Annotated in this window: 14 protein-coding genes; 10 read left to right on the forward strand and 4 right to left on the reverse strand. The window is 37.0% G+C overall.

All coding sequences use genetic code 11. From position 1 onward, the window contains the following. The first annotated feature begins 35 nt into the window (after nt 1–35). From G8E00_RS10695 to G8E00_RS10710, 4 genes are all read left to right on the forward strand, one after another. The gene (locus tag G8E00_RS10695) at nt 36–812 is read left to right on the forward strand and encodes a TrmH family RNA methyltransferase (RefSeq protein ID WP_166224479.1); all 777 of its coding nucleotides are present in this window, start codon (nt 36–38) and stop codon (nt 810–812) included. 160 nt (nt 813–972) lie between these two features. Next, nucleotides 973–1593, forward strand: coding sequence for an RNA polymerase sigma factor (locus tag G8E00_RS10700; protein WP_166010956.1), 621 nt, complete (start codon nt 973–975; stop codon nt 1591–1593). Then, nucleotides 1583–1909, forward strand: a complete 327-nt coding sequence (locus G8E00_RS10705) for a hypothetical protein (RefSeq protein ID WP_166224482.1) — start codon at nt 1583–1585, stop codon at nt 1907–1909. The genes G8E00_RS10700 and G8E00_RS10705 overlap by 11 nt, the downstream gene beginning before the upstream one ends. Continuing rightward, a complete protein-coding gene (locus G8E00_RS10710; protein WP_166224485.1) occupies nt 1899–2306 on the forward strand; it encodes a DUF3106 domain-containing protein in 408 nt (135 codons plus the stop codon). The genes G8E00_RS10705 and G8E00_RS10710 overlap by 11 nt, the downstream gene beginning before the upstream one ends. 60 nt (nt 2307–2366) lie before the next feature. Here G8E00_RS10710 and G8E00_RS16540 read toward each other — a convergent pair whose 3' ends face one another. After that, nucleotides 2367–2543: a helix-turn-helix domain-containing protein gene (locus tag G8E00_RS16540; RefSeq protein ID WP_166224488.1), complete on the reverse strand. Its 177-nt coding sequence runs from the start codon at nt 2541–2543 to the stop codon at nt 2367–2369. Nucleotides 2544–2836: 293 nt separating this feature from the next. Between G8E00_RS16540 and G8E00_RS10720 the strand changes: the two genes are divergently transcribed. After that, nucleotides 2837–4435 carry a hypothetical protein gene (locus tag G8E00_RS10720; protein ID WP_227591361.1) on the forward strand — a complete coding sequence of 533 codons (1599 nt, stop codon included), beginning with the start codon at nt 2837–2839 and terminating at the stop codon, nt 4433–4435. Between the two features lie 303 nt (nt 4436–4738). Further along, complete coding sequence (locus tag G8E00_RS10725; RefSeq protein WP_166010615.1) at nt 4739–5227, forward strand: lipocalin family protein; 489 nt, start codon at nt 4739–4741, stop codon at nt 5225–5227. A gap of 87 nt (nt 5228–5314) precedes the next feature. Here G8E00_RS10725 and glyA read toward each other — a convergent pair whose 3' ends face one another. After that, complete coding sequence (glyA, locus tag G8E00_RS10730; protein ID WP_166010617.1) at nt 5315–6568, reverse strand: serine hydroxymethyltransferase; 1254 nt, start codon at nt 6566–6568, stop codon at nt 5315–5317. 158 nt (nt 6569–6726) lie between these two features. Then, a complete protein-coding gene (locus G8E00_RS10735; RefSeq protein ID WP_171522900.1) occupies nt 6727–7989 on the reverse strand; it encodes an alpha/beta hydrolase family protein in 1263 nt (420 codons plus the stop codon). 240 nt (nt 7990–8229) lie between these two features. On the opposite strand from G8E00_RS10735, the gene G8E00_RS10740 reads away from it, so the two are divergent. The 4 genes from G8E00_RS10740 to G8E00_RS10755 all read left to right on the forward strand — a co-directional run bounded on the left by G8E00_RS10740 (nt 8230) and on the right by G8E00_RS10755 (nt 10571). Then, the gene (locus G8E00_RS10740) at nt 8230–8676 is read left to right on the forward strand and encodes a hypothetical protein (RefSeq protein WP_166224497.1); all 447 of its coding nucleotides are present in this window, start codon (nt 8230–8232) and stop codon (nt 8674–8676) included. An 84-nt stretch (nt 8677–8760) separates the two neighbouring features. Continuing rightward, on the forward strand, nt 8761–9462 hold the full coding sequence (locus tag G8E00_RS10745; protein WP_166224500.1) for a putative quorum-sensing-regulated virulence factor: 702 nt from the start codon (nt 8761–8763) through the stop codon (nt 9460–9462). Between the two features lie 304 nt (nt 9463–9766). Next, nucleotides 9767–10114 (forward strand): hypothetical protein, encoded by a 348-nt coding sequence (locus G8E00_RS10750; RefSeq protein WP_166224503.1) that lies wholly within the window; start codon nt 9767–9769, stop codon nt 10112–10114. A gap of 172 nt (nt 10115–10286) precedes the next feature. Beyond that, nucleotides 10287–10571 (forward strand): hypothetical protein, encoded by a 285-nt coding sequence (locus G8E00_RS10755; RefSeq protein WP_166010626.1) that lies wholly within the window; start codon nt 10287–10289, stop codon nt 10569–10571. A 424-nt stretch (nt 10572–10995) separates the two neighbouring features. On the opposite strand, the gene G8E00_RS10760 is transcribed toward G8E00_RS10755, so the two are convergent. Further along, on the reverse strand, nt 10996–12426 hold the full coding sequence (locus G8E00_RS10760) for an amino acid permease (protein ID WP_166010628.1): 1431 nt from the start codon (nt 12424–12426) through the stop codon (nt 10996–10998). Nucleotides 12427–12501 lie beyond the last annotated feature (75 nt).

The following is a 12501-nucleotide window of genomic DNA, read 5'->3' on the forward strand; positions in this document are numbered from 1 at the left end:
GAACCTCGCTTCAACTTCCATGGATATATTACTCCATGGCAATGATTTATCTCGAATCAAAAGATAACCCAAAAATTAAACACTTACGTGGATTAATTGAGCAAAATACTTACCGTAAAAAACAAGGTCAAACTGTGCTTGAAGGCACACACCTTTGTCTTGCATGGTTAGAAAAGAAACGTCAAATTACCTCTATTTTTACCACTGAACAAGCCATCGAACATGCTGACTTTGACAAAATTGCGGAACAATACGCAGGCACAGTCTTCATTATCAGTGAAAGCCTTTATAAAGATTTAAGTACTTTAGGTACAACACTTGCGTGCCTTGCAGTGGTCGATATTCCATCTTCAAGCCAATCTTTAGATTTCTCTAAAGACACTTTGGTTTTGGAAAATATCCAAGACCCAGGCAATGTAGGCACACTGCTTCGTTCTGCTGCAGCTGCGGGCATTCAACAAGTTGTCTCGACCAAAGGTTCAGCTTCTTTATGGTCGCCACGTGTTTTACGTGCAGGCATGGGTGCACATTTTTCTTTAAGTACCTATGAAAATATCGCTATTGAAGATGTTTTAGAGAAGTTTTCAATTCCAATTTATGTGACCAGTTCACACGAATCTGAAAGTTTATATAGCAAAGATTTGACCCAACCTTGCGTTTGGGTGCTTGGCAATGAAGGTCAAGGCGTATCTGAATATGCTCTTGCCAATGCTGCTGCGATTTCAATACCGCAACCCGGTGGACAAGAGTCGTTAAACGTTGCCATTGCAGGTTCTATCTGCGTTTTTGAGATGGTGCGTCAACGCATTTGATTCGTTAATTTATATTAACAAGTATACCTCTGCTTACAAAATCATTTAAACTGCTAAAAAATAGTTGCTTAAATTGTCAACCTATCATTATCTTTTAACGTTATATAAGTAACGATTTTAGAATAATGGTGGGTGCCCAATGACGGGATTTTCCATCTCTATGGATTTAGCACCAAAAAAGTCACAGTCTGAAGATGCCGGTACTTTGGTAAGTACTGCAGAACAACGCCTGAAATTTTTCATGCGTGATGTGACAGGTCGTGCCTTAGTGATGATGGAAAGTGCAACCCAAGGTCATAATGGGATAGCCATGGACTTGGTTCAAGAAGCATTTATTTCTTTGTATAAGTCCTATGCAGACAAATCCACCGATGAGTGGTATCCCCTGTTTTACACTATTCTAAATAACAAATTACAAGATTGGCGTCGAAAAGAATCACGCCGTGCTTTCCCATTTTCACTGTTTAAAAAAGCAGATCACGACAGCGATGATGATGAAGTCATGGATATCGTGGATGAAAGTACGCCAAATCCATTACAATTTTTATCGCAAGAACTCGCTGTAGAAGAAATCCAAGAGGCAATTTCTAAATTACCTGTAAGACAACAACAAGCATTCATGCTTCGCGCATGGGAAGGGTTTGATACCCAAACCACAGCACAAATTATGGATTGCTCAGAAGGTAGTGTTAAAACACATTATCATCGAGCAATACAGGGTTTAAGAAATTCACTCTCTCATTTAAATCCAAACATGGGAGGATCATCTGATGAAGAATGATGACTTCGCAAAACAACTTACATCCAAGCTTGATCATTTAGCTGTTCACCACAGAAATAAAGCCGTGGTGATGGATCATGTCTTAGAAGAAATTCATGCTAAGCCATTTATGTCACGTTTCAGCTCATGGAAAATGACAGGTTTTGCATTGGCTGCAGCAATTACGGGTTTCGTGATACTACCAAATGCTGTTGATTTCAATGATAAACAAGATCAACAACAAATGGTGGTCAATCCTAAACTTTCACCGCAAATGATGGAAGATTTAGAGATGCTTTCTGTTTTTGGTGAGGATAAAGTTGCACATGGCAGCTAAACATATAGCCTTGGCATTTTGTGCCTTAAGTTTATTGCAAACCAGCTTTGCAGGGTACGAACGTTTTTGGATTTTTTCTAAAGACAGCAACAATCAAGTTAATGATGCATGGGATGCTTTATCTGAAGACGAACAACGCGCCCTGATTAAACGTTATCAAAATCTTAAGGAAATTCCTGAAGATCAAAGTACCGTATTACAGCAACGTATGGATTGGTTTACACAACTTCCAGAGCAAGAAAAATTACAAATGCGCGAAGCATGGCAACAAATGAGTACCACTGAACGCAATGAAATGCGTCAGAAAATGCTCAAAGCAACCAGTGCTGAACAACGTACAGAGATTCGAGAGAAATATTTAAAAAAATATGTAAGTGAAGCAACAACAAATCACTAAAATCATTCAAAATACACCCAGTTTGTCTGGGTTTTTTATTATCACTATGTTCTTGCAAACTCAATCTAATTCACCGATATGGATTAATTTTTCATAATCAAAGATTTCAATATAGCCTTGCTTCCATTGCAATACATTTGGTTTGAATAGTCCTTGCAAATGCTTATTGAGCGTCTGCCTCGAAACACAAAACATATTGGCGAACATCTCTTGGCTTAATTTGAAAAAATTTTGCACTGACTATTTTGTACCATCCCCTCTTGCTCAATCACACGGCGCAAGTTGAATGCGCTGTTGACGCTCAAATTTTATGAATTTTCCATTCACCGTGTAGCTGTAAACACCCCACTTGAATCGTAACTAACAACAAAATATAGAACACCTGCTGCAGAGTAAATAAAGATGAAGGAACACAAATATTTATAACAATTTCTACATCAACATTTTAGAGAAACACAACTATACTTATCCCTTAATTTTATATATATGTATAACGACATAATTTTAAAAAAATGAGATTTAACAATACCATGCACCAAGAACTCAATTTAAATAGTACTCAAATCATGCAGAATTTACGTCAGAAGTTTGAATCTGGTGAGCATCAACATGAGTTTTTCATTGCTAGTGCACTAAAAACTGTAAACTTCAACAATACTTTCGAGAGTTTCAAACGTTTGGATCAAATGTTTGATGCATTTAAAAAACAGGTTGGAAAACTGGATGCAAACTTTATTGAAGATCCTTTAAAATGCAATACCATCAAACTGATTGCCAGTTATATGGGTCAATTTATCTGCTATAAACTCGGTCAACCAGAAAATTGGCAAAGCTACGCAGAAATGCACCAAGTGTTTCAAAGCTTTAAAGACAAACCGAATGATTTTATTCATCAATATGGCATTAACTGCAATAACCAAATTACGCTCCCTTTATTTTATGTGGTTAAGCATTTTTGTTCAGATGAGCATTCCATTAAAATTAGTCAAGAAATCGAAAATTTAATCATTAATAATCAAATTCTTAAAATTAATGATACGCAAATGCATAGTGAAGAAATGCACAATATGCAGACCATCTATCAAAAAGGTTATGCACTGTTTTGTGAGACGGCTTTTGAACCGATGGTGCGTGCATCAAATCTGGATTACAGTCTTGAAAGTTTGGTGAGATTGGACGAGCTGATGCGTGAAATTCGAACTCAATATATTCAATCACCGGCTCAATTTCTTTCTGAACCTAAACATTTTTGCTTTATTTTATATTTAGCAGGCTATTTAGGACGAGTGATCGCTCAGGAGTGTGGCTGTGCTCTGCGTTGGTACAGCTCGCAACAAGTGAGTCAAATGGTTGAACAAGCTATACCTGAACAAATTGGAACCTGTCGCATTGCGCAAATAGATAGTGGGTTCTTTTTTATCTCTCAACATATCAGTGATTTTCTTTTTGCTCCAAAAATTGAGACCAGTTCTATAGAATTTGCACATTCAATTATTGAAAAAATCAAACCAGTTGCAAATCCAATTTATCTAGCACAATCAACCACGCAGTCTTCAATTACCATTACCCCTTATGATCGGGCGTTACAACAGGCTGCTATTTTAGCGCATTTTTTATTGATGAAAATTCATGGCGTCTTACCACGCCAGTCACCAGATGAAACATTGATTCCGACGAGTTTTCCAGATGGGAATACATTTCATAGCCATCCAGATGCTGAACTATCAACACTCTTATCGCGCTTAGATCAAAACCCAGATCAACTTCAACTCAATGTACTTGGGTACGAGATGTACGCTTGTTTACCACAAATTCGGGTTGATGCCATTTCATTGCATATTCGAAACTATGGTGAACATCATATGAATATTCAATTGGTTATTCCCTATTATTCAACATTTGACTATCGTGGGTTCTGTATTTTACAGCCTTATTTTCAAGCGAGTGATGCTGAGACCGATCGTAATATTACACAAATTTATCATGCAATGCCTACATTCTTTAAAGCCATTGAGGATATTGAGAAAGATAAACCTAAAGATGCTCAATTTTGGAAAAATAACTACAAACCAAAGCGCCTGAGTTACCCACAATCATTCATACAAAATGTGCCCGTCTTGGCGATTTAAATTTTTATCACCATGCTCATTCAGCCTCCAGATCTTGGAGGTTTTTTTATGACCACTTCATATACCTTTTCACATAATGGTTTATAAATAAGTTCTAGCAGTTTTATTCATTTAGTATGAAACACCACTCAATTACAGCGATCCTTTTTGAATAAATCAATAAAAATAAATAAATTAGTTTTACTGTTTATATAAAATAAGCCTACAAACCTTATCTATTCATGAGCATAATAAAACCACATAATATTTTTATTTCGTTTCTATCTTGATACATCGTATCTTAGACATAATAAGGAATAAAACATGTCAAATATCCCCACCGTTTCTAATTTTAATTTAAATCGCTATCTTGGCACATGGTATGAAATCGCACGTCTTCCTATGAAACATCAACCTGAGGACAGCACCGATGTTTCAGCAGTCTACTCAATGAATGATGATGGTAAAATTCGTGTACAAAACCGCTGCCTAGATGAAAATAAGCAAGTCGATGAATCAATTGGTGAAGCCACCGTGATTGATGGTCCAAATGCGAAACTTGAAGTAAGTTTTTTACCTGAAGGTTTTCGCTGGATTCCCTTTACCAAAGGTGATTACTGGGTGTTAAAAATTGATGCAAACTATCAAACCGCTTTGGTTGGTGAACCGAATTTAAAATATTTATGGATTTTGCATCGTGATGTGACTTTAGATGAAGCAACCAAGCAGGAATACTTAGCTTATGCTCAAAGTCTAGGTTATGACATTTCAGATTTAATTCACACTGTACATACGGGTACAAAAACAGCTTAACTTTTCGAATAATGAATCAATCCATTTGGAATGATCATAAAAAAGCCCTCTACACAGAGGGCTTTTTAACATCAAAGCAAAATTTGATTATTGAGCGTATACAGGGAATTTAGCGCATACAGTTTCAACTTTCGCTTTCACTGCATTAATCACTGCTTCATCACCTTTCGCATCAAGAATATCTGCGATCCAACCTGCAAGATCACGAACTTCTGCTTCACCGAAACCACGTGTAGTTACAGCAGGTGTACCAATACGGATACCTGAAGTGACAAACGGAGAACGTGGATCGTTCGGTACAGAGTTTTTGTTCACAGTAATGTGAGCAGCACCTAACCAAGCATCAGCTTCTTTACCTGTAATGTCTTGTTTGATTAAAGACAATAGGAATAAATGGTTCTTTGTACCACCAGAAACAACTTCATAACCACGAGCGATTAAAACTTCAGCCATTGCTTGAGCATTCTTAACCACTTGTTGTTGGTAAGTTTTGTATTCAGGTGCCATTGCTTCTTTAAAGCAAATTGCTTTCGCCGCAACTGCGTGAACCAATGGACCACCTTGGTTACCTGGGAATACTGCAGATTGAAGTTTTTTCTCAATCTCTTCGTTTGCTTTCGCAAGAATAAGACCTGAACGTGGACCACGAAGTGTTTTATGCGTCGTAGTCGTCGTTACGTCAGCAATTTGCACTGGGCTCGGGTAAACACCAGCAGCAACTAAACCTGCTACGTGAGCCATGTCTACGAACAGGTAAGCTCCAACTTTATCCGCGATGTCACGGAAACGTTGCCAATCTACAATTTGGCTATACGCAGAGAAACCAGCCACGATCATTTTTGGCTTGTGTTCTTCTGCTAAACGTTCAACTTCTTCGTAGTCGATTTCGCCCGTTTCAGGGTTTAAACCGTATTGAACAGCGTTATATGTTTTACCTGAGAAGCTTACTTTTGCACCGTGAGTCAAGTGACCACCGTGAGCCAAGCTCATACCCAACACTGTATCACCAGGGTTAAGTAAAGCTAAGTAAACCGCAGAGTTAGCTTGAGAACCTGCATGTGGTTGTACGTTTGCATAGTCAGCACCAAAGAGTTCTTTAGCACGGTCAATAGCAAGTTGTTCAATCACGTCTACATATTCACAACCGCCGTAGTAGCGTTTGCCTGGGTAGCCTTCAGCATATTTGTTAGTTAGTTTTGAACCTTGAGCTTCCATCACTGCTGGTGAACAGTAGTTTTCAGAAGCAATTAACTCAATATGAGCTTCTTGGCGAGCATCTTCTTGAGAGATTGCTTTTGCGATTTCCGGATCAAATTCGGCAATTGAGATATTGGCAAACATTAGCGAGGTCCTATTAAATTTAGGGCTTTTAAGCCGTGCTAAGATTGGCGCACATTGTAGCATGAAGTTTATCAATTTCGAGAATGAAGTTTGTTCAGTTTTAAATAAAAATCGTTCAGTCTAAAAACAAACTGAACGATTTAAGTCAAATTAAGTGTTTAATTTTGAAAAAGAGTTGAAATATCTGCTAAGAAGGAAGTAAGGTTTTCTGAAACGACCGTATCATGATCCCAATAATTTGGATCAAGAGCGCTGTCTGTTTTATATATAATGTTATTTCCCAAATTTCCCGCAGTATTCACCAACATATCTGTGACAAATTTTGGTACAGTAGGATCATCAGTGCCTTGATAAATGTAAATAGGCGTTGTTATTGGAACGAGTAATGGTTGAGAGTCCTTCTCTAAGAATTTTTTAATTGTAGGAATTTCTGCAAAATTATCTTGTAGACGCCCATAATTACTGAAGTTTTCATTATCTGGATTTGATATATGAGAATACATTGGGATACTTATCGACGTACCCAGAGCAGTTAAGCATTCTGTTTCCGCTTTAGGTGCCACAGTCGCTAAGTCAGATTTAAACACTTGGCTGTAATCTACTGAGAAACTATAACCTTGCATACCCGCGACAGCCAGCGTTGTAAATGTATCTAACTGAGCATAAATTGGCCATTGACTATTAGGATTTACTGCAGCTGCTCTCGCCTCACCAGCTTGCAAAATGGTGTGCAAATTAGACGCTGGTGCAAATGCAATCGTACCTTTATAGTCGAGTTGAGCTCGTTCAGCATATTGCGCTGCGCCTAAAGCCGCATGCCCCCCTTGCGAATGTTCAACCGTTGCCCATTGGGTTGAGACTTGCAATCCTTGTTTACTCAAATAATCCCGTGCAGCAACCACAGCATCAGTAATTGAAAATGCTTCACTTTTTAAGTTCAAAAAAGGATGACTACCAGCTGTGCCAAGACCTTCATAGTCTGGTGCAACGACAACATATCCTGCATTTAATAGCGCTTCTACAACATCTGTGGCGGTATCACCTAGACCTTGTACACTTGGTGCACAACCATCACCAACACCGGTCGTGCCATGCGCCCAAACCACTATTTTATAGCCGCCTGTAGGTGCAGCAGCTGTAGGAACAAAAACCAAAGTAGAGGCAATGGTTTCCACCCCATCCACACCCAACATTCTATATAAAAGTTGCTTTTGCTGAGCAGAGACATCATTTAGATCATCATCGTTATCATTCTGATAGTTTTGTGTAAATACAACTGGATTAGCAATATTATTTAATGGAGTAGTTTCAATTGGTTCTGGTCCATTATCATCCCCACCACCACTATTATCATCCCCTCCACATGCAGATAAAAAAGCGAAACTCATAGACAGTAATAATTTTTTGTATATATCGTTCATCATAAAATCCTTTTTTGCTATTGTTATGACTTATTCAACAAAGATTTAGCGTACTATTTTGTTCATTTAGAGCACTGTTTTTATCGTTTTGAGCACTATCTTTGTTTATATAGCTTAAGATTAACCGTTTATTACCGAAAGTGCAAAAACTAAGCATTCCAACAGTTATTCAAAAATTTTTTACACTGATATTTTTTGTTTTATAATAGATAAACCATTGAGATAAAAAACAATTCCACTATGAATATTATTTTACTTTTGTTCGCTTTTGCTTTGGGGTATTGGGTGAGAAGTCTAAAACAGGAAAAAACATCTACACAAACACATAAAACACGTAATGCCTCCATGACATATCAAGATAGGCTAAAATTTAAAGCACAACATCAAACAGATAGTGATCGTATTCGTGAGCTCAATAAACTCAATACCAATGAGAGTGTATTTTTAAGATTACTCAAACAAACTTTCACCGACTATGATATTGCCATCAAACAAAAACGATTTTTTATTCTCGATCGCGATGCGCTGCCATGCGCCATATTTGAATATCGCGATGGAACAGTTGCTATGAAATTGGTTGATCAAGAAGACGGCTTACCCTTATATCTCTATAAAGGTTTACTTTCGTCAGATCAATTAAAGCAAGATTATATACACATCACATCTGTGCAAAAGTCACCTATTTAAAAGACTTTTAACATTTTCAACTGTGCCAAAATACTTGGAAATGATAGATTAAACCAAAACTGATTGTTGCCTTTGGAATAGACCATGCAAGCCATTATTTTAGATACTGAAACACATACCTTAAATGGTCTTCCTATCGAAATTGCCTATGCGCCGATTGAAATTCACGACGGTAAATTGTCGCTTGATCGTGAAAAAATGTTTGATCAACTCTATAGCATAGGCGATGAAAAAATTTCATATGCTGCAATGGCTGTGCATCATATTTTAGAATCAGATTTGGTGGGTCAACCTAACTTTGGCACCTTTACCCTACCTTCTGAAACCGTTTACATCATCGGTCACAATATTGATTATGATATTCGTGCCATTCAAGAATGTGGCGTTGATACCTCTCATATCAAAGCCATTTGTACCTTAGCATTGGCTCGACTTGTTTGGCCAGATGCTGAAGCACATAACATTTCTGCTTTAATCTATATGATCAGTAAAGGCAGTGAAAAAGCCCGTGAAATGCTCAAAGGTGCACATCGTGCAGATGCTGATATTATTTTAACGGCCAATATTTTGATGCATATCATCTACAAATTAAATATTCAAAGTATTGAAGAACTGTATGAAGCATCTGAAGATGCACGCATTCCTCGTTCAATCAATTTTGGTAAGCATCGTGGGACTAAAATTGTTGATCTTCCATCAGACTATGTAAACTGGTTACTACGTCAAGATGACCTAGATCCTTACCTGAAAAAAGCCTTAGAAAATACCAGTATTACTACCCTTTAAAGGCTTTGTTCACATAGCAAAATATTGGGCCTGTATATTCATGCATGAAGATTCAGGCCTTAAGTGTTGTAAACGTTAAATTGAGCTTTTAAATCAAAGTTATTTAAGACTTTTTACATCTCAAAAAGCACAAAAATAAGATCATTAAATACGACCCTTAAATTATAAGCATTTATTATTAAACAATTTATTTTAAATAGATAAATACTATTAGACATTTAAATCAATCTCTTATACTTAAGCTGCATAGCAACTTTTTAGACATTTCCGCATAAAGAGTTTTATTTTGGTAATGGGGATCGAGATGTCTCAAATTTTAGAATTCAATCCATTAGACAATCCCATGCAACTCAGCAAAATCGGCAATTGGTTAATCACTTACTTGAGCGCCAAAGAAGAGCTGGATAATATCCAACTTGCCATCAGCTATGTCCTCCCTCGCCATTTGAATGATCGCTTACAACCACGTCGTATTGTCATTCATAAATCTCAAACATCATCTCATCAATGGCACATTGAACAAATTGAATGTTATGACAGTACAGCTCAAAAAGAAGTCTTGATTGAGCCTAACACGACTATGTGGCAAGAGATTTTAGAAAACCTGATTAAAGAATTTCGTCGTTATGATGTCGATGTCACTTTAAAATGAGTCATCTATGTTTAGCATGATTTTTTTTATGCCTTGTAGATATGTGAAAAGTACTTTAAATCAGTGTCCAGCTCACAGGCATTGGAAAATTATTTACAAAAAACAAAACTTTGGCACATAATTTTGCGTTATTGTATATTCAGACAATAAATACTCAAACTGGATAATAACAATGCCAAAGTTTTTTACAAAAACCCCTAATCGCACTGCACTCATTTTATCGAACTTTCATGGCACTTTAGAAGCAAGCCTTCAAGGTCTAAGCAGTATTGAACCTGAACGTATTTTAGTGATTAAAGAAGATCCGCTTTCAACTCAGCATATTTTAGTACACGACAAAACCTTGGTCGGTCATTCAATTCGTTTAGAAAAGAAAGATGTCGAATCTGCCAACAAAAATCGTCAAGAACTTTATCATTTACTTGCGACTGTTTTAGATCAAGTTAAATCTGCTTAATGTATTTCAATATTTTGATCAAATCTAGAAAATCACCTTAGGGTGATTTTTTATTGTCTCGATCATAAAATAGTGAATGATAGACATTAAAAAAGCCCGCATTTCTGCGAGCTTTCTAGGTTGGAGGGCTAGTGCTGGTTTATTGTTTAAGCGCTAAATTTAGTTTGTTTTAGAAACTTTATCTAGATTAAACGCAACAAGCTGTCATTGATCCATCCAACTGTAATAGTAGCGTCTATGTACGACCTACCGTAGTTTTAATATAGGTTGAGGTTGAATTTGATGCAATGGTTTTAACATTTCAAAACTTTATTCAATCACAAATTGAATTGAATAAATCTTAAATAGGTTTAAAATTTGTCATCGTATTTTAACATCTATCTCACACATACTTTTCAAAAATTTATACTTACCAAACATAGAGTTATAGAACTACTTTATGTTTCTTACGACGTGTATAAAAGAAATACAATCCTAGGAACCAAAACGGCGAAATAGCCAATGCGATGAGCGTTTGATAATTCAGTGCCAAGATCACAAGACTAAAAGCCAAAAAGATCAACGTTGCCCATGACATAAAAATACCGAATGGCATCTTATAAGTCGATTGTGCATGTAATTCAGGATCTTTACGTCGATAACTTAAATACGCCATTAAAATCAATGCAAAGGTAAAAATAACTAAAATCGAACCGAATGTAGAAACAATGGTAAATGCAGTCATCACGTTCGGCACAATAAAGAGAATAGATGTTCCTATGACCACAAGAAGCATCGAAAATAACAAGCTATTTTTAGGTACTTTACGTTTTGTTAACTTTCCAAACTGCGGTGCAGCATCTTTTTCAACGGCTAATCCATATAACATCCGACTGGTGGCAAATATTCCACTATTTGCAGAAGACATGGCTGAAGTCGCAACCACAAAGTTCATTAAACTTGCCGCTGCTGGAATACCAATCAAAGTAAAAAACTGTACAAATGGACTTTGCTCAGTACTGATTTGACTCCATGATGTCACGGATACGACACAGACCAGTGCTGCCACATAAAACAACATGATACGAATTGGAATTGAGTTAATCGCGCGAGGTAACGATGTGTGTGGGTCTTTAGTTTCAGCTGCTGTTGTTCCAACCAACTCAATCCCAATAAATGAAAATATCGCAATTTGGAAGCCTGCAAAAAAGCCAGATAATCCAAATGGGAACAATGCATTTTCATCGAGTAAATGGCTGAATGATGCTACTGTTCCGTTTGGTGAAACAAAATGGGTAAAAATCAGATAAAGGCTGACCAATAGAAACAGCAGGATTGCAAATATTTTTAATAAGGCAAACCAAAATTCCATTTCACCAAAAAGCTTAACGGTGAGTAAATTCAATACAGTTAAAACTGTAATGGTTGCAAATGCAGGAATCCAAGCAGGAAGGGATGGATCCCAATATTGCATATAGCCACCAATCACAATCATATCTGCAATGGCAGCTACAACCCAGCTTAACCAATATGACCAACCAAGAAAAAATCCAGCCCACGAACCTAAATAAGCAGTACAGAAATCAGCGAACGATTTGTATTTGAGATTTGAGAGTAACAACTCCCCCATTGCTCGCATCACAAAGAAAAAGAAAAAACCAATAATCATGTAGGTCAAAATGACCGATGTTCCAGAAACACCCAGTGTCTTACCAGAACCCATGAATAAACCAGTTCCGATTGCGCCACCAATGGCAATCAATTGAATATGTCGATTTGACAATGATCGTTCTAATTTTTCTTCATTGTGCATTGAAGAAAGATTTCCACCGACTAAATCTTCCTGAGAAGATTCCGCCCCTTTACGCTCACTCATATAAAATTCCTGATACTACGACTCAAGTCAGCTGTATTTTTTAACAACACGACGCTTTAATGCGACGAATGGAAA

Source organism: Acinetobacter shaoyimingii, assembly GCF_011578045.1.
GTDB lineage: Bacteria > Pseudomonadota > Gammaproteobacteria > Pseudomonadales > Moraxellaceae > Acinetobacter > Acinetobacter shaoyimingii.